Raw genomic sequence first — 20563 nt, 5'->3', positions numbered from 1 at the left:
CCTCGTAGGTTTTAAAAACCTGCGAGGTTTATTTTAACACCGCAACAACGGAATTTTATCTAATATAACAAATTACTATCATACGGGTACCTCGCCACATGCGCGGCTTTTACCTTATTGTACAATAACGTTTTAAACTCTTCAAGGTTTTCTTTCTGTGTAGCCGAGATAAACAGTACAGGTACCTTATCATGGCTCATCCAGCTTTTTTTGAAATCTTCCAAAGTAAGTTTGCCATCATCCTCTTCATTATCCACTTCCGGCGAAACATAAGCGTCGATTTTGTTAAAAACCAGAATCATGTCTTTATCGATGGCGCCTAAATCTTTCAACGTTTCGTTAACCGTGTTGATCTGATCTTCGAAGTTAGGATGCGAAACATCTACCACGTGGATCAATAAATCAGCCTCACGTACCTCATCTAACGTAGATTTGAAACATTCTACCAGGTGGTGAGGGAGTTTGCGGATAAATCCAACAGTATCAGAGAGCAGGAATGGTAAGTTCTCGATCACTACCTTGCGAACAGTTGTATCCAGGGTTGCAAATAACTTGTTTTCCGCAAACACTTCCGATTTGGAAAGCATGTTCATAATGGTCGATTTACCCACGTTGGTATATCCAACCAAAGCTACCCTAATCAGCTGACCGCGGTTTTTACGCTGCGTTTCATTCTGACGGTCGATATTTCTTAAACGCTCTTTTAAAAGCGAAATTTTATTTAAAATAATACGCCTGTCACTCTCGATCTGGGTTTCACCCGGTCCACGCATCCCGATACCACCCTTTTGGCGTTCAAGGTGCGTCCACATACCCGTTAAGCGGGGTAAAACATATTGTAATTGCGCAAGTTCTACCTGTGTTTTTGCCTGTGCCGTTTGCGCCCTGTTGGCAAAAATATCGAGGATGAGGTTACTTCTGTCCAAAACTTTTACACCAAGCTCACGGTCGATATTGCGCAGTTGCGATGGTGATAATTCATCATCAAAAACCACCACATCAATTTCTTCTGATTTTACATAAGCTTTGATTTCTTCGAGCTTACCTGTACCTACAAACGTGGCACGCTCAGGCTTTAACATTTTCTGTGTAAAAACCTTTTCCACCTTCCCGCCAGCTGTATCAACCAAAAAGGCCAGCTCATCTAAATATTCTTTTGTTTGGGCTTCTTTTTCGCCATGTGTAACCACGCCAACTAAAATTGCCCGCTCCTGCACAACGGCAGTATCATAAAATTTTTGTTTTCCCATGTAATTGCTACAAAGATACGAAATTTGCGAACGACCTTTCAAACCTTATAGGTCTTTGAGACCTATAAGGTTTAGAATAAGCTAAATCTGCGCTACAAATTCCTTAATAGAGGCTCCCGGATTATCGGTCTTCATAAAATTTTCGCCGATCAAAAATCCGTTAAAGCCAGCTGCTTTTAGTTCCTTAATGGTCTGCGGATTACTAATTGCACTTTCCGAGATTTTTAAAAACTCATCAGGGATTTTATTCACCAGATCGAAGGAGGTTTGGATATCAACCGTAAAATCGGCCAGGTTTCTGTTGTTTACCCCAATGGCATCGAGGTTTGGGCAGATGCTTCGCTCCAGTTCTTCGAGGTTATGCACTTCTAAAAGTACATTTAAACCTAAATCTTTTGCAAATCTCCCAAAATCGTTGATTTGCTGCGGGGTTAATATCGATGCAATCAACAGAATAATATCAGCGCCCCAGGCTTTGGCTTCCAGGATCTGGTACTCGTCGATCATAAAATCTTTTCTCAGGATCGGGATGTTGTTTGCAGCCCTTGCCGCCAAAATGTCGTCGGTTTTACCGCCAAAGAAATCTACATCGGTTAATACCGAAAGTGCAGATGCACCTGCTGCATTGTAGGCCTGTGTAACTTCAGCAACATCGGCAATGCCGTTAATTAAACCTTTTGAAGGCGATCGGCGTTTAAACTCGGCAATAATACCGGTACGGTTATCGGCCAGTAAGAATTCTTTAAAAACATAAGGTGTTCTTTTAAAATGCACCGAATTTTCTAAATCCTGTACAGAAACCAAAGCTTTTGCCGCTGCAATTTCTTCTTTTTTACGTAATACGATTTTATCTAAAATATTCATTCTATCAATAAGTCATGCTGAACTTGTTTCAGCATCTAAAATTTAAATAGCTCCAGTAAGATCCTGAATCAAGTTCAGGATGACAACTGGCAGGACAATTCTTATGCTGTCAACCAATTCTCCATCATCTGTTTACCATATTCGGTAAGCACACTTTCGGGGTGGAACTGCACACCACGTACATCCAGTGTTTCGTGCCTTAACGCCATAATCTCACTTTTGTGATCTCTTGCCGTGATTTTTAAACACGATGGAAAGTTCTCATTACTCACCACCCAGCTGTGGTAACGACCAACGTTTATGGTTTGCGGACATTCCCAGAACAATGGTTCATCACCATCTACAACCGTTACCGGCGTAGCAATTCCGTGCATTGGCCTGCCCAGGTTTAGTAACGTACCGCCAAAAACTTCGGCAATGGCCTGCTGACCTAAACAAACGCCAAAAATACTCTTGGTTGGCGCGTAAGTTCTGATTACATCCAATAACAAGCCTGCTTCTTCCGGAATACCTGGGCCCGGAGAAAGCAAAATTTTATCGTATTTATCTACATCTGCCAGCTCGAACTTATCGTTTCTCCAAACTTCGGCCTCATAACCAACTTCGTTAATTAAATGCACCAAATTGTAGGTAAAACTATCGTAGTTATCGATTACTAAAACAGTTTTTTTATTTATATCTTCCATTGTATATCTTTATTTACATCATCCATCTCACATTATCCATTTTACATCATTCTAAATTCCCTCTGCCATCTCTACCGCTTTACGCAGTGCGGCAATTTTATTGTTCACCTCCTGCATTTCGGTTTCGGGTACCGAATCGGCAACAATACCGGCCCCTGCACGATAATGCAGTTCGTTGTTCTTGCTCATAAAGGTCCTGATCATAATGGCGTGGTTAAAATCTTCGTTAAAACCCATAAAACCAATGGCACCAGCATAAAAATTCCGGCCTAACTTTTCGTTTTCATCAATTAGCTGCATGGCTTTATATTTTGGTGCGCCACTTAAAGTACCTGCCGGGTAGGTATCTGCCACTACTTTAAAAGCGCTTACATTTTCCTGCAGATGTCCGCTTACTTTGCTTACCAGGTGGATGAGGTGCGAATAATACTGTACTTCTTTAAATGATTTTACCTCAACACGGTTACAGTGCCTGCTTAAATCGTTCCTGGCCAGGTCGACAAGCATTACATGTTCTGCACTTTCTTTAGGATCCTGCTCGAGTTTACGGGCCTGTTCGGCATCTTCGATATCGTTTCCACTGCGCTTAAACGTTCCGGCGATAGGGAAAATGTTTGCTGCATTATTTTTGATGGTAATCTGTGCCTCCGGCGATGAACCAAACAATTTGAAGTTTCCGTAATCGAAATAAAACAGGTAAGGTGAAGGATTAATAGAACGTAAACAACGGTATACATTAAATTCATCACCAGAGAAAGCCTGCTTAAATGCCCTTGAAGGCACGATCTGGAAAACATCGCCACGGTAAATGTGCTTCTGTAATTTCTCTACCAGATCCATAAAACCCTGATCGGTTAAATTGGATGATTCCTGCCCTCTTGTCTGGAATTTATATTCAGGATAATTTTTATTCTGAATCAGGTATTCCATTTTTTCCAGTCCGCCTTCTTCTTCGCCTTCGAAAGTATTTTTGAAAAGGGTAATTTCGTTTTTAAAGTGATCGATGGCGATGATGTAGCGGTACAAATGGTACTGCATCTCCGGAATTTCTTCACCTTCGGGTGTTTCGGAAGTAAATTTAATATCTTCAAAATGTTGTACGGCGTTCCAGGTAAAATAACCGAACAATCCGCTTGAAATAAACTTGATTTCGGGCAATTCCGTTTCTTTGAATTTATCCTTAAAATCAGCTATTTCATCAATCAGGTTTTTACTTTCGGTAATCTCTACGGTTCCATCCGGGAAATAGGTTTCCAAACGCGATCCCTTTAAGATAATTCCGGCAACAGGATCGGCACAAACGAAACTCATTGAGTTTTCCCTGCTGTGGTAATCAGAACTTTCGAGTAAGATGCTGTTCGGGTATACATCCCGTAAACGTAAATAAATGCTCACTGGGGTTGTGGTATCGGCAAGCATTTTTTTGTAAGTCGTATTTATTTTATACATCGTTATACTATGTTGTCGTCATTGCGAGGTACGAAGCAATCTTAATGCAGTGGGTTGAAAGACCTACTATCGTTGTAGGATTGCTTCGTGCCTCGCAATGACTAATTAAATTATTTTTTTAACAATAAAAAGCCCGGCGTGTGGTTCTACGCCGGGCTTTAATGGTTCTTTAATAAGGTTTAGGTTGATAAACTATATTTTTTTCATACGCAGCCAGCGCAATCCGTTTTCGAATTACTTTGCCAAAGCCATGTATGTATATTGTTGATCATGAGCCACAAAAATATAAAGAATTTTGAAAAAGCGAAATATTTATGAAAATAATTGAGCGAACGGTTAATTATTTTGAGAGAATGATAGTTTTAAGTGACGTAATTGTTAACCGCAAAGGTCGCTAAGTGAGGCGCAGAGTAGGCAAAGGTTAGTTTTCGGCTATATAAGGAAATATAGGAGCAACACTAAATCTATATCCCAAACTCTTCCTTGTTTTCGGTGCCTCCGTGGCAAGAACAAAATTTAGGAAAAGGATCTTAGAGAGACGCTTAGACCAGTAAGAGCGTTTGTTATCCTGAGGGATAATTTATTTTATAAAAACGTATACTGTCTTGCCTCGGCTCGCCGCCGCCGAAGGGCTCTTTCTTTTTGGTGTCAAAAAGAAACAAAAAACACCGGCTGAAAATTTTTCTTTTGAAGCTAGTAAGATGGCCAGAACAGTGCAGCTCGAAAAATTTGTTAGGCCGGAATTTACTTGAACGGAGATATGGTGCTAAGGCCTAGCTGAGCGGAAATCAATAAGAAAATAAAAACTGATTGATAGGTTATTATAAATGACGTGAATGGTAGCGAGGTGCCATACGGTTGAGAGCCAAGCCCAGAAAAGCTAAATCTAGATCCTAAACTCTTCTGTGTTTTCAGTGCCTCCGTGGCAAAACAGAATTTACAAAAAGGGTCTTGGCGAGACGCTAAGAACAGTAAGAGATCTACCTCTAGTTAGATTTAGCTGCGCTGAGCACTTACGTGGTTCTCGACTTCGTTGTACTTTGCTCGAAATGACGACATGTGGGTTTTCTATCAATGACGGCTCAGCGGCCTCTGCGCCTTCCTCCGTGTACTTTGCGGTAAAAAACGAGCGTACTAAAAACAAAAAATCCTGCTCTGTTAAAGCAGGATTATATATTTAATTGCAGAATTGCCTGTTAAGAAATCCCAAAGAAAGATCTTCCCGGAACAGCTTTAACCAATAAAAGTATACCAACAATAATCAGGATCAATGCCAATCCGAAGAAAACTGCAATGGTGCGGTGTTTCGCAACGGCCTCAGTTACTTTTTTCGATTTAGCATTACCTACCGTGATCAGAATGATGGCAATAATCATGATCGAAGTATGCTCGGCCTTAAAGTAACGGCCAATGGCATCGCTCATCGGCAATTTTGTTAACGGGCTTAAGAAATACAGTACCAAGCCGATCAGCAACTGAATATGTGCGCTGATGAGCGTGAATACATTCAATTTGCGGTTACCTTCTGTGTATGTTTTGTTACCTAACCAGCCCGATAAAGCATTGATTACAGCAATAACCAGTAAAATTAATACGATGTAGCGCCATCCGGAGTGCGCAGATTTTAAGATGTTGTACATTTTTATCAAATATGTTTAGCCAAAAATAGACATTAATTGTAAAAAATAGGATATTCAGCCAAATGAAGGCTAATTTATATTAGTTTTAAACAAATTAAACCCTAAACTTATTATGAAGAAAATTTTACTCGCCATTGGGCTGGTAATTTCTACTACATTTCTGTTTGCACAGCAAACCACCTTTCCGGTTAATGGCTCTTTTGATACCCGGCCAGGAATGTTTGCCTTCACCAATGCAACAATAGTAGTTAATGCCAATCAAACCCTCACCAATGCAACACTTTTAATTAAAGGACAATCCATACAGGGCGTTGGTGCCGGTTTAGCCGTACCTAAAGGTTACGTAGTGATAGACCTTAAAGGAAAATTTATTTATCCCTCGTTAATTGATGCCTTTACGAGTTATGGCCTTACCGAAGGACCGGCACAGCAACGTGGTTTTGGCGGTCAGCGCCAGTCTATTTTCGTATCAACCAAAAAAGGTGCTTACGGATGGAACGAATCGATCAGACCGGAAACCTATGTGAAAAACATCTTCTCAACCGACAGCAAAAAAGCAGATGAACTGCGCAAGGTAGGTTTCGGAAGTGTAAACGTGATCAGTCGCGATGGTATTGCCCGTGGTGTTTCTGCCGCGGTAACCCTAAACGAAGGTGCCGATAACAGTGTGATCTTAAAAGACCAAACGGCAGCAAATTATTCGTTTAACAAGGGAACTTCATCAAACGATTACCCTACTTCGTTAATGGGTTCAATTGCGTTATTGCGCCAAACTTATTATGATGCGCAATGGTACGGCAAACAAAAAGACGAGTATAATATCTCGCTTGATGAATTTGGTAAACAACAAACTATACCACAAATTTTTGAGGTAGACGGATGGCAGAACATCCTCCGTGCTGATAAAATCGGTAAAGAATTCGGTAAGAAATACATCATCAAATCAACAGGTGATGAGTACCAGCGTATTAACGAAGTTAAGGCAACAGGCGCAAGTTTGATTATTCCTTTAACTTTCCCTAAAGCTTATGATGTAGAAGATCCTGCTGAAGCCAGGAATGTAAGTTTATCGCAGATGAAAGGCTGGGAACTGGCACCAACCAATCCGGCCAGTCTGGAAAAAGCAGGAATTAAATTTGCCTTAACAGCTTTCGGATTAGAGAACAGCCGCGATTTCTGGACAAACCTCCGCACAGCTATTGAAAATGGCCTGACTGAAAAACAGGCTTTACAATCGGTTACCGAAATTCCTGCTTCTCTTTTGGGCATCAGCGATAAGGTAGGCTCGCTGGAGAAAGGGAAAGTTGCTAACTTTTTGATCTCTTCTGATAACCTGTTCAAAAACGGAAACATCATTTTCGAAAACTGGGTACAGGGTAAACGTTTTGTGGTAAACAAAATGGATGTGAGCGATGTACGCGGTACTTATAATTTAAATGTTGACGGCGTTGGCGCCCTCACCTTAAAAATTACGGGTACAGGTGGTGGCTCTACCGCTGCAATTGAAAGAGTTGGTACTGATAGCGTAAAAACCACTGCCACTTTTACCCGTAACGGCGATTGGATCAGCATTAATTTTAATTTAAAGAAAAACCCTAAGGGCGATATCCGTTTAAGCGGTTACATCACTTCGGCAAATCCGGTAACCATAAAAGGCGAATCAGCTTTGGCTGATGGTAGCACCGGAAAATTTACCGCAACTTACAAAGAAGCAGCAAAAGAAACACCTAAAAAAGACGAGCCTAAAGCTACTTTGGCGCTTGGTCCGGTAATTTATCCTTTCTCTGCTTTCGGCAGCACCGAATTGCCTAAACAGGAAACCGTACTGATTAAAAATGGTACGGTTTGGACAAACGAGAAAGACGGTATCCTTCAAAATGCCGATGTACTTTTAGAAAACGGAAAGATCAAAGCTGTTGGTAAAAATCTTTCAGCAAGCGGTGCAAAAGTAATCGATGCTACAGGCAAACACATTACCGCCGGTATTATTGATGAGCACTCGCACATTGCAGGTGCAGGTGGTATTAACGAAGGCGCACAATCGGTTTCGGCCGAGGTACGTGTAGCCGATATCATCAATTCTGAAGATGTAAATATTTACCGTCAGCTGGCCGGTGGGGTTACCACTTCGCATATTTTACACGGCTCGGCCAACCCGATTGGGGGTCAGTCGCAACTGATCAAATTACGTTGGGGTAAATCGCCCGAAGAGTTGAAATTTGTTGGTGCCGATGGTTTCATCAAATTCGCATTGGGCGAAAATGTTAAACAGAGTAACTTCGGTACAGGCGCACGTTTCCCGGTTACACGTATGGGGGTTGAACAAACTTTTGTTGATGAATTTACCCGTGCAAAAGAATACGAAAAAGCATTATCAGTAAAAGGAAACAGCGTACGTAAAGACCTTGAACTGGATGCCATTGTAGAAATTTTGAATAACAAACGTTTCATTACCTGCCACTCTTATGTACAAAGCGAAATTAATATGCTGATCCATGTGGCCGATAGTTTGGGCTTCAAAATCAACACTTTTACCCACATTTTAGAAGGTTATAAAGTAGCCGATAAAATGAAAGCACATGGTATTGCAGGTTCGACTTTCTCTGATTGGTGGGCTTATAAAAACGAGGTTGCTGAGGCAATTCCTTACAACGGGAAAATTATGCATAATGTGGGTATTACCACCGCTTTCAACTCTGATGATGCCGAAATGGCCCGTCACCTAAACCAGGAAGCCGGAAAATCAGTTTTATACGGTAATGTTCCGGAAGAAGACGCTTTGAAGTTTGTAACGCTTAATCCGGCCAGGATGTTGCACATTGATGATAAAGTGGGCAGTTTAAAGGCAGGTAAGGATGCCGATGTGGTTATCTGGACAGCCAATCCGCTTTCTATTTATGCGAGGGCCGAAAAAACCTTTGTTGATGGTATAGCTTATTGGGATATCGATAAGATGCACAGGTAATCAAGGCACAACAGGTAGAGAAAGCCCGTTTGATCCAAAAAATGCTAGAGAGCAAAAGCAAAGGTGGCCGCACGCAACGCCCAATGGGTGATGCCCCACGTTTATACAATTGCGAAACTTTAGAAAACTATTCAGCAGAATTAAACGAGAAAGAACATGCACACTAAAAGATATATATTAAGCCTGGCTTTATCGGCATCGAGCCTGATGTGTTTTGCACAGGCAAACATTTCGCCAGCTAAAAAACAGAGCAAAACGATCGCCATTACCGGTGCAACTATACATGTGGGTAATGGAACAGTGATCGAAAACGGAACCATTCTTTTCGGCAATGGCAAAATTATTTCAGTTATGGCCAACGGGCAGGTACCTCAGGATGATGTAATGCGTATTGTAGCCACGGGCAAACACATTTACCCTGGCTTTATTGCCGCAACCACCAATCTGGGTTTAACAGAGATTGAAGCCGTAAAAGCTACATTGGATTTTCAGGAAATAGGCGATTTTAATTCGCACATCCGCTCTATTGTAGCCTACAATACCGATTCGAAAGTTCCGGCTACTTTACGAAGTAATGGAGTTTTAATGGCACAGCCAACACCACAGGGTGGAACGGTTTCGGGCAGTTCATCAGTAGTTCAGCTTGATGCCTGGAACTGGGAAGATGCCGCAATTAAAACCGACGATGCCATGCATGTTACCTGGCCGGTTACCCCGCGTTTCAGGGGTGGCTTTGGTGGTTTCGGCCGTCCGCAGCAATCGCCTGAGGCTTTGGCCGAAAGAACACAGGCTGCCATTGCGCAGTTAACTTCGTTCTTTGCTGAGGCTAAAGCTTATTCAGAAATCAGCAAACCAGAAGTAATCAATACCCGTTTCGAAGCAATGAAAAAAGTATTTGCGGGTAATGAAAAACTATTTATTGCCGCCGATAGTCAGAAGGATATTGTTGCAGCCGTTAATTTCGCTAAGAAATTCGGCATTACACCGGTAATTACAGGTGCAGATGAAGCTTACCTGGTAATCGATTTCCTTAAAGATAACAATATCACCTTGGTGGTGAAACAGCCCCATGCTTTACCGAATAACAATGATGATGATGTAAACATGCCCTATAAAAATGCAGCCGTATTGGCCAATGCAGGTTTAAATGTGGTGTTAAGCATTGATGGTTACTGGCAGCAGCGCAACCTGCCTTTTATGGCGGGTACGGTTACGGCCTGGGGTTTAGATAAAGAAAAAGCACTATCAACCATTACCTTAAATGCGGCAAAAGCTATGGGCGTTGATAAAACCACGGGTAGTATCGAAACGGGCAAAGATGCTACTTTCTTTATTTCTGCCGGCGATGCTTTGGATATGCGTACCAACAAGGTAGAACAAGCCTTTATTCAGGGCAGGGATATTAACCTGGATAACCTGCATAAACAGCTTGATAAAAAGTTTAGTGATAAGTATAGTGCTGAGAAGAAATAACTTCTTTAATGGTTAACTGTGAATTAGCTAACCGTTCAATTGCTTAATTGTTCGATTGCTGCATTGCAAACTGCCAAATGCTAACTAAAAACTGTGTATATGGTTAACTGTTAAGCTTAAATTATAACGGTCGATATTAGTTTATCGGCCGTTTTTTTTGTTGATAGAGAAATTTATCTCGAGATAGATCTCTCCGCTCCACTACCGATGAAGAATCGGTACAGGTCGCGTTCCGGTCGAGATGACGACACTTTTATTGGCCTTGTTATCGAGCCTGATCCCTTAACTTATCGATTTTCCAAAAGGCGTAAAAGCTAAATTCATCAGCTTAAAATGCTGGCGGCCGAACGGGATACCGATAATGGTAATACAGAGCAGGATCCCAAAGAACAAGTGGGTTAGGGCGATCCAGAAACCACCACAGAAAATCCAGATCAGGTTCATAATGGTAGAAAGGCAACCTGTGTTCGATGAGGTATCGGTTATTTTAACGCCAAAAGGAGCAAGACCAACAATGGCAAATTTAAAGCACTGGATACCAAAAGGAATACCTACAATGGTTAGGCAAAGGATCAGGCCTCCGATTATGTATTCAAAAAAAATAAAGATCCCGCCAAAAATAATCCAGATGATATTGCCTAAAAAGTTCATGTTGTTTTTTTAAGGTTAAGATTTAATAATGTTTTTTTTGTTACAGTTAATTTGTACATCCTCATGTATTTCTCCGTAATTTAGAATTACACACAAAAGAAACACAAGATGAAAAAATTAATTCTTGCAACGGCACTCGCCGTATGCCTTGGGCTGTTTAGTGCCAGGGCCCAAAATGTTAACGGGGTGAAGTTGACCGATATCCATGTAGATTATATCCAGATCCGGGCAGTAAAAAGTTTTTTAGCCGATAAACAATGGATTGCCTTCGAATACGGGCAAAAAGTGGGCGATTATAGCGAAACGTATATCAGGGACGATAATGACAAAAAGCTCGAATTTAATTCAGCATTAGATTGTGTGAATAAGATGAAAGGCTATGGATATGAATTATTCAGTGTTTACACAGAGCAAACCGGTACGGATTCTAACCGACCTGTTTATGTGCTGAAGAGGAAGTAGTAAAAAGAAGTCAAGTTTTAATAGCGCGGTGGCTATTAAACTTGACTTCTTTGGAAGTATCTATATAAAATCGAGTGTATTAAATTTCTTGTTCAGGATATCAGCATTGTTTACATCCAGCCATTTATCCAAAATGGTACCATAAACCTGTCTGAAATCTAACTGGTATTTTAAATCTCCGGTATCCAGGTCACCTAGATTTGGTGCGGCATTAAAGATGCCCTGTTTTTTAAGTTTTCCGCCAAAAACGAACATATTATTTGCCGTTCCATGATCGGTTCCGTTACTCGCATTTTGTTCAACCCTGCGGCCAAATTCGGAGAAAGTAATTACCAGGGTATCGTCTAATTTGTTATTTGTTTTTAAATCTTTTAAGAAAGCGGCCATCCCTTCGCTATATTGTTTAAGCAAATTCCCCTGCTGACCAATCTGGTTCACATGGGTATCGAAACCACTTAACGACACATAATAAACCCTTGTTTTTAATCCCGAAGAAATAAATTTAGAAACGGTTTTCAGCTGGTTAGCAAAACCCGAGTTAGGGTAAGTTGATTTAGACTGATAAATTTTGGAGGTATTCTGGATATAATTGGCCGAAGAAGAAGTTTCGATCATGGTTTTATACAGGTAACCTAAATTATCTTCATCTAAATGTTCTTTATCATTCTGCAACATGGCTTTAAAAAACGGATCGTTGGTATTGCGGAACAAAGCAGCGGGATCTTTTAAGGCAATGCCCTTTTTGGTCTGTCCTTTCATGGCCAGTGAAAGCGAATCGTCTACCTCAATTGCGGTATAAGGAAATTTGCAGGTTTGGCAGTTGCTATCTAAATAGCGGCCAATCCAGCCTGTAGAAAGAAATTGGTTGCTATCGCTACCAGTTTGCCAGATGTCCATTGAACGGAAGTGTGAACGGTCGGGATTTGGATACCCCACATCGTTAATGATCGTCATCCAGCCCTGATCGTGTATCTCCTGCAGCGCGGCCATGTTCGGATTTAGGCCCTGCATATCGTTCAGTTTAATTACTTCGTCGGGTTTGATGGCAATGCTTTTCCTTTTTTGGTAATAAATATCATTTCCGAAAGGAATAACTGTGTTTAACCCATCGTTTCCGCCCGAAAGCTGCACCACAACCAGGTTTTTATATAAACTCAATTCATCAAGGGCCATGGCCTCCAGCGGTTTCATAAAAGCCGGAACAAATAAGGAACCTGCCGCAACAAATCCTGTATTTCTTAAAAAATTTCTTCTGTTCATTTTGTTACTTAGTTAATGGTTCATTTAGGAACTGAAAACTATATTATTGGTTAATCGGTTAACTGTATAAACTGGTTAACTGTACTTAGCAGGGCTTACTCCCAGCTCTAAACACCCAACTCCAAACTTATCACTGATCAATCCTAGCACAGCTGATACTCCGGCATGCTCGTAATCTCCACCGCAGTACTTCGTAATCCTTTATTGTCGCTAACCATCGTTGTAATTTTATCATTTAACTTCGGTTGTAGTAAAAATTCAGTCAGTGCCAATGGCGTTAATCCTTTTGGTAAAGTACCTAAAAATTTAGGCCAGTCGGCGTTTGCATTAACATACGATTTGGGTTTATTATTCGCGTTGGCATTGGTGGTTGCTACCCTGCTTAATGCAATTACAGCTTCATCTTCCGGATCGGCCTTGCCACTAAAATCAATTTCCCCGTCATTTAACACCAGCGATGGAATGCGCATACGGAGCATTAACGACGAACTGTCAATCCAGCTTTGTCCGCCAGGCCAGCCCGCAACATTTGGCGGATTAAATAAATACTGTCCTAAACTGCTCTGTAACTGAATTAAAACCTGCGGTTTGTTGTAGGTAACATAAAACTCGCGGCTTAAACCTACTAAAAATTCAGCCGGTGATTTAATTTTCGTGCCTACATTTTCAGGGCTGTAAAACCAATCAGATGTGAACATTTTTTTCATCATCGACGCGATGTCGTATTTCGAGTTGTAAAAATGTGTGGCCAGTTCTTTAACATGATCCTCATTTGGATTATCGTTTACAAAGAACTTATAAATTTTCCGGGCGATAAACTGCGAAGTTTCTGCTTTTTCGAGAATAATATCGATGATGTTTTCGCCTTCAAAATTTCCGATTTTACCGAAAAAAGTTTTGGTACCAGTATCGTGAAGGTTCTGCCTGAAAATAAAGGAGCCATCTTTGTCGTACATCCAGCCGGTAAACGAACGGGCCGATTCTTTAATGTCCTGTTCGGTATAATTCCCCCTGCCCAGCGTGAAAAGTTCCATGAGTTCGCGGGCGAAATTCTCATTCGGTTTGCCTTTTCTGTTCTGTTGATTATTGAGGTATTGCAACATGGCCGGCGATTTAGAAACTTCAACCAGTAAAGTTTTAAAGCTGCCCAGGGCATTGGTGCGTTGAATGTTGTTTAACTGTTGTGCAAAAAAAGGGTTGTTGCTGCGGCAGGCAAAATGTCCATGCCAAAAAAGCGTCATTTTCTCTCTGAGTGGTGCATCGGTATTAATCATCTGGTTAATGAATGCAATGTTGAGGTCGCGGCTTACTTCGTTCTGCTCGCGAACAATCTGCTGGCGCATTTTCTTCTCTTCATCCGTAAGATCCTTTTTTGCATATAAACCGGCCTGCACCAGAAGCTGTCTTTTTGATTCGAAATCGTTTACCAATTTAATCGGGTCGTCTTTTTGAGAGTCTTTAAGCAGATTATCAACTACTTTACTGAGGTTTTTCCTGCTCAATTTCTCTAATTCGGCATACGAAATACCGAAGCCGGCCCGGTTGTAAAGATGTTTAACTTTTAAGAAATTATCTTTTGCATTCATGGTGGACGATTTTAACAGTATGACTTATTTAAAACGCAAGGGTTTAATCTTTGTTTTCTTTCTTATTTTCGCCTATGTTTTTTCAACTCTCAGATGATCACCCCGGTTTTCCTGATCCAGCTTTGGCAGAAGAAGATGGCTTACTGGCCATTGGCGGAGATTTGAGCATGGAAAGGTTGCTGATTGCTTATTCAAATGGTATTTTTCCATGGTTTAGCGAAGGAGAACCTATTTTATGGTACTCGCCGCATGAGCGCTGTGTGATTTATCCCGGTAAAATCAAGATTAGTAAAAGCATGCAGAAGATTTTAAAACAACAGGTTTTTAAAATTACTTTTAACCAGGCTTTTGCCCAGGTGATCAGGAATTGTGCCACCACTGAAAGAAAAGGGCAGGACGGAACCTGGATTACCAACGAAATGCAGCAGGCGTATATCAACCTTCACCAGCAGGGGTATGCGCATAGTGTAGAAGTTTGGCTGGAAGACAAATTGGTTGGTGGTTTGTACGGACTAAAGGTTAACCGCGTGTTTTGTGGCGAAAGTATGTTCAGCCATGTAAGTAACGCATCGAAAGCCGCGCTTATCTTTTTAAGTAAAATGAACATTGATTTAATCGATTGCCAGTTGCCAAACAATCATTTAATGAGTTTGGGTGCAGAGATGATCAGTCGGGGGTTGTACATGGAAATGTTAGAGGCCCAATAATGTAAACACGCGTTTTGTTTGTTATTTTATTTGAAGCGCAACCTGATACAACTATTCAGGTTTCTTCCCGCTTTACGTTTTATCCCGATGCAAAATCGGGATGCTCACTTCAATCGGTGCTAAGGGGCTAGGCCTGTCTTGCTATTACCGGCTAACGCCATAAGGAATTAATTTTGGATGGTTTTCTTACTAACCTGTGTTCAATAAACCCGGTAGTAGCGGTTCCGATTTTTCATCGGAAGTAGCGGATAACGGGGCTGCTGTTTCAGAAGTATTACTGCATGTTCATTTTCAAATAAAAAGCAAAGGATTATTTCTCACTTATTATCGTCAATTAAACCCTGATCTCGCATCGCGTTTTCAATTCTCTTATCGGGGATAAACCAGATACAGGCCACAATAAAATATAATGCAACACCGATCCACGGGTTGATAAAACTAAGGCCAATACCGCCAAGATAAAATAGCAGTGAAAATTTACCTTTGGCATCATTACCAATGGCATGCACCACTAATGAATGTTGTCCTTCGGTTTTTTTGATTACGATAACCAGTAAGGTATAGGAAATGGCTGCCAGAAGAAGTACCGCACCGTAAACGATAACCGGCCACAGGGCAAAATGATGTTCTCCCATCCATCCGGCAGCAACCGGAAATAAAGAAAGCCAGAACAGGAAATTAAGATTGGCCCAAAGCATTGATCCATTTACTTTTTTAACGGCATGCAACAAGTGGTGATGGTTATTCCAGTAAATACCTACGTAGATGAAACTTAAAATGTAGCTGATAAATTTAGGGATTAATGGTTTTAAGGTTTCCAAAGTTTCGCCATGTTCGGGAACTTTAATCTCTAAAACCATAATGGTGATGATGATCGCAATTACGCCATCGCTAAATGCTTCTAATCTGCCTTTGTTCATAAAAAATCCGACCTTAAATAATCTGTTTACAATTATCAGTCAAATTATGTTATAAAACAAAACCTGCAAGTTTTTGGCCTGCAGGTTCCTTATTGTTGTTTTGTTGAAATTATATTGTTGAAGCGATAAAATCGCAATTCTCGTAGATCCTCGTTACAAACGAGGACCATGGTATTATAGTTCCCTCACCCAGATGTTCCTAAAACTAATGGCCGGGCTCGGATCGCCGTGATCCTGTAATTTAATCGAAGCCGGACCATGCTTTTTATATTCAGGTGCACCGATATAACGGGTTTCGCCTTTTAAAACATAACCATTTTGTAAAAGCACACCATTTAAAAACAGGGTAACGCTTGCCGGTTTTTGTACGGTTCCATCTTCGTTAAAGCGTGGCGCATTCCAGATGATATCATAATATTGCCATTCGCCTGGTTTTTTATTGGCATTTGCCAGTGGGATAGCTTGTTTATAAACACTTCCGGTTTGTCCGTTAACGTAAGTTTTGTTGTTATAAGCATCCATAATCTGGATTTCATAACCATCATCGCCACCTCCGGTTGAAGCTAAAAATATACCACTGTTACCGCGTGCCTGACCTTCGCCAGAGATATTTTCAGGAATTTTCCATTCCATGTGCAATTGATAATCGGTAAACTTTTTATTGGTTTCGATATTTCCTGTGCCTTTTTTCACGGTGAAAAAGCCATCATCGATTGTCCAGGCAGCTGGTTTAGAAGGATCTTTAACTGAGTGCCATGCATCTAAATTACGGCCGTTAAAAAGAACGATCGCATCAGAAGGGGCATCCTGAGGTAATTTGCCCGGGGTAACAATTTTAGGTACAGGCGACCAAACCTCAGTCGTTTTTGGGTCTTTGGCAGGATCTGGTTTTTTATCTTGCGCCATAGCTTGCCCTGCAAATAAAACAGGAATAAATAATAGTGTGTACTTGTTCATAATTGTGGTTTAACTTTTTAAAGTTAACCAGTTTATTAAGAAATGGAAATTTAGTATTTAAAATATTACCCCAAATCGTCAACAACATAGGTTTCACTTATAATCACTTCCTCTGGTGCAATATCTTCCTGACGCTGTTCGGCCAAATCGCGCATAGGGCAATAACCGGTAATGCCACGGTACAATAAGCCAGCACCAATAGCAGCGCCGGTTAAACCGATTACGGGATGCGAAAAAATACTGGTAATCCCTTTGAATAATAAATAGGTGCCCGCTGCGCCTGATAACCAACGCTCGGATTTTGAAACATTTTCGAATAACTCCGGATATTTCCAGGCTTCTTTTACGTTATTTACTGCGGTATTAAAATCTTGATTTGTCATGATGGTAGAATTTATGTTCTATTGTATAACAAGTTAGGAGGGAATGAGTTTTGAAAAGAAGTTTTAAAATGGTAAAAGGTGATTATTCTAGCGGAGTTTTTTCCAAACCGTCATTTCGAGCGAAGTGCAACGAAGCCGAGAAATCTGTCTCGAGATAGATCTCTCCGCTCCACTGCGTTTCGGTCGAGATGACGACTCTTTTTTGGATGTTTAATTCAATATATCCCTGATATCCTCTTTGCTGAGCGATTTAAAGAAACTCTCTTCTGTGGTAATCAATGAGTTCGCCAGCGATTTTTTACGGTTCTGTAATGCAAGGATTTTTTCTTCAACGGTATCTTTGGCAATGAATTTATAGATGAAAACCTTTTTATCCTGACCGATACGGTGTGTCCTATCAATGGCCTGCTGCTCTACAGCCGGGTTCCACCATGGATCGAGGATAAAAACATAATCTGCCTGCGTAAGGTTTAAACCCACGCCTCCGGCTTTTATTGAGATCAGGAAAACCTTTAAATCCGTATTCTGCTGGAATTCGGAAACAATTTCGCCGCGGTTGCGGGTGGCACCGTCTAAATAAGCGAAAGGAATATTCTCGGCCTCGAAATGTTTTTTAAAGATATCGAGGTGTTTTACAAACTGCGAAAATACCAAAACCTTATGACCACCTTTAAGCACGTTATCCAAAGTGTGGATCACGTTTTCAAATTTACCCGAATCGGAAATATATTCGCCATCGATCATCACCGGGTGATTGGCCAGCTGGCGCAAAGCGGTTAATCCCTGCAATAACTGAACCTGCTTTTTTGCAAATGTTCCATCATCCATACTCTGCAACAGGTCGTTCCGGTAGGCGGATTTTGTTTTTTCGTAATAAGCGGCCTGGTCTTCGCTCATGTCGCAATAAATTACCTGTTCCGTTTTGGGCGGTAATTCTGCGGCCACCTGCTCTTTTGTTCTGCGAAGTACAAAAGGTTTAATGATGGATTGCAGTTTGCGTGCCTTTTCCTCGTCTTTTTTCTTTTCGATAGCTTGCACATATTCTTCAAAGAAAAATGCCTGCGTACCCAATAAACCGGGGTTTAAGAAAGTTAACTGCGACCATAAATCGCTTACAGAATTTTCTACCGGTGTACCGCTCAAAATCAGTTTGTGTTTCGATTTTAAGCTTCTAACGGCTTTGAATGATTTTGACGAAGGGTTTTTAATGTTCTGACTCTCGTCGAGAATAATATAATTGAAATAGAAGTTTTTCAGTTCGTCTACATCAACCCTGGTTACACCATAAGTGGTAATGATGATATCGTAATTGGCAAAATTGGCTACGTCTTTATTTCGGTTGGTACCCGTATGTGCCAGTATCTTAAGTTTTGGCGTAAACTTTTTAGCCTCTGTTAACCAGTTATAGATTAACGAAGTTGGCATGATGATCAATGATGTAGTTTGCGTGCCGAGCAGCTGATCGTCTTCTTTAACCTTTTGCAGCATGGCCAAAGTCTGGATGGTTTTACCCAAACCCATATCATCGGCTAAACAACCGCCAAAATTATATTCGCGTAAAAAGCTGAACCAGTTATATCCTGCTTTCTGGTAATCGCGCAAACTACCCTTAAAATGCACGGGCATCTGCGTATCGGCAATATCTTCAAAATCTGATAAACGCTGAAGCTTACGTTCGAGCGTCACATTTGCCAAACTATCTTCGGCCAAATCGTTGATTAAACCGATGTGGTGTTTCTTTAATTTCAGCGTTTGCCCGGCTTCGGCCAGACTAAATAGACTGCCATATTGGGTGAACCATTTATCGGGGATAATGGCCACTTCTCCATCAGGCAATAAAAACTCACGCTTTTTATGTAAAATATGCTGTTTTAAAGACAGGAAAGGAATCTGGTATTTGCCGAACCATACCACAGCATGGATATCAAACCAATCGTTACCTTCTTTAACTTCAAGATCAATTTTGCTGGCCCCGAATACAAATTTTTTCTGCCCCGTGGCCTGTTCGATTTCGAAACCTGATGCCTCTAATAGTTCGATATGTTCGTTTACCCAGTTAATGGCGGCATAACTCGGATTTTCATCTGCAGCGCTTACTTCGAGGTTACTGAATAAAGAACTCGTTTTTTTAAGCCCCAGCGACAATAACAGGTTAAATTGTTTTTTCTCCCATTCTGCCGAACGTTTTATACGGTGGAAAATATAGTTATCGGCCGTTTTTTCTAAACGTACGGTTACTTTATGTGCATTTTCGACCGGGAAAGTATATTCGCCATATTTAAAGTATAACTGGATCTGCGAAAGTCCGCCATCTACATATAAAACCTTGATTACCGGTTTGGCCTCAAACTGTTCGGTCCTGATTTCGAAACCCTCCGCATACACGTGATGTTTCTCGATCAGCGGTGCTACAAACTTTTCGAAATAAGTGGCTTCGGTAGTTTTGGGGATGGCAATAAAACGTTTATTTAAAAAAGGCTGGAGTTTTTTTCCTTCAATATCCTGATCAAAAAAGTACAATACATCGTTCAGCAATAACCAGGCAGGTTTGTTGCTGATGATCTGCGCTTCTTTAAACATAAATTCGATGCGCAGGTTCTGATACTTGATGGTGGGGAAATAACGGGTTTCGGTTTCATTCCTCCTGAAATGGAACAGGATAGATGCCGGTTCGCCGGCAAGTTCGATCTTGCGCTCAACAGGCCAGCCATCTTTATCCATCACATAAAGTTCGTTTTTAACCTTCAAAATTTCTAAAGCCTCGGCCAGTTTCTTCTCTATTTTCGGGCGTACGTTCTCGTAAAATTTATCGTCGAAAACTTTGGTGAAAAACTCGGTTGGCCTGATTAATTTTTTATAATACTTTTTAATCAGCGAGTCCTGCTCAATGTCGTCTAAAATTTTGATCAGCTTATAATCGATCTCACTTAAACAGGCTTTAAATTCTTCGGCAGTATGGGTAAAAATCCTTTGGTAGGTAAAAGAAAAATCGCCCTGAGGGTTAAGCTGAACTACGTGAGGTTCAATTAAATAGCCAAGGTACTCATGTTTGCACAAAGAGTACACCACTTTACAAGCTTTAGAACTATCGACACGTAACATTGATGGAAATAAAATTTTTGTAAGCTAAGCGCTTAAAAAACTTTAAACTTACAATATTTTGGGAATACATCAAAAGAATGGGTTGCTTTTAGGATAAAAAATACCGAGAATTTTTATCCATAACAAAAATGGAGCTGAAATGGAGGGATTTAACTCTTAGGCGTTAATCATGGCAATAAAATGTCCGGATTGTAGCGCAAATATTAAT

General features: G+C 40.9%; 17 protein-coding genes. 5 read left to right on the top strand and 12 right to left on the bottom strand.

Going from position 1 to position 20563, the window contains the following annotated elements; all coding sequences use genetic code 11:
* Positions 1–59: 59 nt before the first annotated feature.
* The 5 genes from hflX to DRW42_RS11965 form a co-directional block, all read right to left on the bottom strand.
* Positions 60–1250 (bottom strand): GTPase HflX, encoded by a 1191-nt coding sequence (hflX, locus tag DRW42_RS11985; RefSeq protein WP_113949062.1) that lies wholly within the window; start codon positions 1248–1250, stop codon positions 60–62.
* A gap of 81 nt (positions 1251–1331) precedes the next feature.
* A complete protein-coding gene (gene trpC / locus DRW42_RS11980) occupies positions 1332–2114 on the bottom strand; it encodes an indole-3-glycerol phosphate synthase TrpC (RefSeq protein ID WP_113949061.1) in 783 nt (260 codons plus the stop codon).
* Positions 2115–2215: 101 nt separating this feature from the next.
* Positions 2216–2800 (bottom strand): anthranilate synthase component II, encoded by a 585-nt coding sequence (locus DRW42_RS11975; RefSeq protein ID WP_113949060.1) that lies wholly within the window; start codon positions 2798–2800, stop codon positions 2216–2218.
* Positions 2801–2851: 51 nt separating this feature from the next.
* Positions 2852–4249 (bottom strand): anthranilate synthase component I family protein, encoded by a 1398-nt coding sequence (locus DRW42_RS11970; RefSeq protein ID WP_113949059.1) that lies wholly within the window; start codon positions 4247–4249, stop codon positions 2852–2854.
* Between the two features lie 1196 nt (positions 4250–5445).
* Positions 5446–5889, bottom strand: coding sequence for a cytochrome B (locus tag DRW42_RS11965; protein ID WP_113949058.1), 444 nt, complete (start codon positions 5887–5889; stop codon positions 5446–5448).
* A gap of 112 nt (positions 5890–6001) precedes the next feature.
* Here DRW42_RS11965 and DRW42_RS11960 point away from each other — a divergent pair, with 112 nt between their 5' ends.
* The 3 genes from DRW42_RS11960 to DRW42_RS11955 are packed head-to-tail and all read left to right on the top strand — an operon-like array spanning position 6002 to position 10327.
* A complete protein-coding gene (locus DRW42_RS11960; protein ID WP_244215253.1) occupies positions 6002–8854 on the top strand; it encodes an amidohydrolase family protein in 2853 nt (950 codons plus the stop codon).
* Between the two features lie 41 nt (positions 8855–8895).
* Positions 8896–9021, top strand: a complete 126-nt coding sequence (locus tag DRW42_RS29380; protein WP_279634124.1) for a hypothetical protein — start codon at positions 8896–8898, stop codon at positions 9019–9021.
* On the top strand, positions 9011–10327 hold the full coding sequence (locus tag DRW42_RS11955) for an amidohydrolase family protein (RefSeq protein ID WP_113949057.1): 1317 nt from the start codon (positions 9011–9013) through the stop codon (positions 10325–10327). Before DRW42_RS29380 ends, DRW42_RS11955 begins: the two co-directional genes overlap by 11 nt.
* Positions 10328–10609: 282 nt before the next feature.
* On the opposite strand, the gene DRW42_RS11950 is transcribed toward DRW42_RS11955, so the two are convergent.
* The gene (locus tag DRW42_RS11950) at positions 10610–10978 is read right to left on the bottom strand and encodes a YccF domain-containing protein (RefSeq protein ID WP_113949056.1); all 369 of its coding nucleotides are present in this window, start codon (positions 10976–10978) and stop codon (positions 10610–10612) included.
* A 108-nt stretch (positions 10979–11086) separates the two neighbouring features.
* On the opposite strand from DRW42_RS11950, the gene DRW42_RS11945 reads away from it, so the two are divergent.
* Positions 11087–11440 carry a hypothetical protein gene (locus tag DRW42_RS11945; protein WP_113949055.1) on the top strand — a complete coding sequence of 118 codons (354 nt, stop codon included), beginning with the start codon at positions 11087–11089 and terminating at the stop codon, positions 11438–11440.
* Between the two features lie 60 nt (positions 11441–11500).
* Here the strand turns inward: DRW42_RS11945 and DRW42_RS11940 are convergent, their stop codons facing one another.
* Positions 11501–12700, bottom strand: coding sequence for a DUF1501 domain-containing protein (locus tag DRW42_RS11940; protein ID WP_113949054.1), 1200 nt, complete (start codon positions 12698–12700; stop codon positions 11501–11503).
* Between the two features lie 143 nt (positions 12701–12843).
* The gene (locus DRW42_RS11935; RefSeq protein ID WP_113949053.1) at positions 12844–14286 is read right to left on the bottom strand and encodes a DUF1800 domain-containing protein; all 1443 of its coding nucleotides are present in this window, start codon (positions 14284–14286) and stop codon (positions 12844–12846) included.
* 74 nt (positions 14287–14360) lie between these two features.
* Between DRW42_RS11935 and aat the strand changes: the two genes are divergently transcribed.
* Positions 14361–14993 (top strand): leucyl/phenylalanyl-tRNA--protein transferase, encoded by a 633-nt coding sequence (gene aat / locus DRW42_RS11930; RefSeq protein WP_113949052.1) that lies wholly within the window; start codon positions 14361–14363, stop codon positions 14991–14993.
* A gap of 317 nt (positions 14994–15310) precedes the next feature.
* Here the strand turns inward: aat and DRW42_RS11925 are convergent, their stop codons facing one another.
* The 4 genes from DRW42_RS11925 to DRW42_RS11910 form a co-directional block, all read right to left on the bottom strand.
* Positions 15311–15913, bottom strand: a complete 603-nt coding sequence (locus tag DRW42_RS11925) for a TMEM175 family protein (protein ID WP_113949051.1) — start codon at positions 15911–15913, stop codon at positions 15311–15313.
* A gap of 174 nt (positions 15914–16087) precedes the next feature.
* Positions 16088–16870 carry a 3-keto-disaccharide hydrolase gene (locus tag DRW42_RS11920; RefSeq protein ID WP_113949050.1) on the bottom strand — a complete coding sequence of 261 codons (783 nt, stop codon included), beginning with the start codon at positions 16868–16870 and terminating at the stop codon, positions 16088–16090.
* A 65-nt stretch (positions 16871–16935) separates the two neighbouring features.
* Complete coding sequence (locus DRW42_RS11915) at positions 16936–17253, bottom strand: YgaP family membrane protein (protein WP_113949049.1); 318 nt, start codon at positions 17251–17253, stop codon at positions 16936–16938.
* Positions 17254–17463: 210 nt separating this feature from the next.
* Positions 17464–20355 carry a DEAD/DEAH box helicase gene (locus DRW42_RS11910; protein WP_113949048.1) on the bottom strand — a complete coding sequence of 964 codons (2892 nt, stop codon included), beginning with the start codon at positions 20353–20355 and terminating at the stop codon, positions 17464–17466.
* Positions 20356–20563 lie beyond the last annotated feature (208 nt).

Origin of the sequence: Pedobacter miscanthi, from assembly GCF_003315595.1 — a bacterium.
Taxonomy (GTDB): domain Bacteria; phylum Bacteroidota; class Bacteroidia; order Sphingobacteriales; family Sphingobacteriaceae; genus Pedobacter; species Pedobacter miscanthi.
This window is presented reverse-complemented; position numbering and strand designations above follow the sequence as displayed.

What these genes read in the sequence shown, in the direction of transcription:
- DRW42_RS11975 (WP_113949060.1), bottom strand. Translation starts at nt 2,800, where the DNA reads ATGGAAGATATAAATAAAAAAACTGTTTTAGTAATCGATAACTACGAT.
- DRW42_RS11960 (WP_244215253.1), top strand. Translation starts at nt 6,002, where the DNA reads ATGAAGAAAATTTTACTCGCCATTGGGCTGGTAATTTCTACTACATTT.
- aat (WP_113949052.1), top strand. Translation starts at nt 14,361, where the DNA reads ATGTTTTTTCAACTCTCAGATGATCACCCCGGTTTTCCTGATCCAGCT.
- DRW42_RS29380 (WP_279634124.1), top strand. Translation starts at nt 8,896, where the DNA reads ATGCTAGAGAGCAAAAGCAAAGGTGGCCGCACGCAACGCCCAATGGGT.
- DRW42_RS11940 (WP_113949054.1), bottom strand. Translation starts at nt 12,700, where the DNA reads ATGAACAGAAGAAATTTTTTAAGAAATACAGGATTTGTTGCGGCAGGT.
- DRW42_RS11965 (WP_113949058.1), bottom strand. Translation starts at nt 5,889, where the DNA reads ATGTACAACATCTTAAAATCTGCGCACTCCGGATGGCGCTACATCGTA.
- DRW42_RS11945 (WP_113949055.1), top strand. Translation starts at nt 11,087, where the DNA reads ATGAAAAAATTAATTCTTGCAACGGCACTCGCCGTATGCCTTGGGCTG.
- DRW42_RS11925 (WP_113949051.1), bottom strand. Translation starts at nt 15,913, where the DNA reads ATGAACAAAGGCAGATTAGAAGCATTTAGCGATGGCGTAATTGCGATC.
- DRW42_RS11920 (WP_113949050.1), bottom strand. Translation starts at nt 16,870, where the DNA reads ATGAACAAGTACACACTATTATTTATTCCTGTTTTATTTGCAGGGCAA.
- hflX (WP_113949062.1), bottom strand. Translation starts at nt 1,250, where the DNA reads ATGGGAAAACAAAAATTTTATGATACTGCCGTTGTGCAGGAGCGGGCA.
- DRW42_RS11950 (WP_113949056.1), bottom strand. Translation starts at nt 10,978, where the DNA reads ATGAACTTTTTAGGCAATATCATCTGGATTATTTTTGGCGGGATCTTT.
- DRW42_RS11915 (WP_113949049.1), bottom strand. Translation starts at nt 17,253, where the DNA reads ATGACAAATCAAGATTTTAATACCGCAGTAAATAACGTAAAAGAAGCC.
- trpC (WP_113949061.1), bottom strand. Translation starts at nt 2,114, where the DNA reads ATGAATATTTTAGATAAAATCGTATTACGTAAAAAAGAAGAAATTGCA.
- DRW42_RS11955 (WP_113949057.1), top strand. Translation starts at nt 9,011, where the DNA reads ATGCACACTAAAAGATATATATTAAGCCTGGCTTTATCGGCATCGAGC.
- DRW42_RS11970 (WP_113949059.1), bottom strand. Translation starts at nt 4,249, where the DNA reads ATGTATAAAATAAATACGACTTACAAAAAAATGCTTGCCGATACCACA.
- DRW42_RS11935 (WP_113949053.1), bottom strand. Translation starts at nt 14,286, where the DNA reads ATGAATGCAAAAGATAATTTCTTAAAAGTTAAACATCTTTACAACCGG.
- DRW42_RS11910 (WP_113949048.1), bottom strand. Translation starts at nt 20,355, where the DNA reads ATGTTACGTGTCGATAGTTCTAAAGCTTGTAAAGTGGTGTACTCTTTG.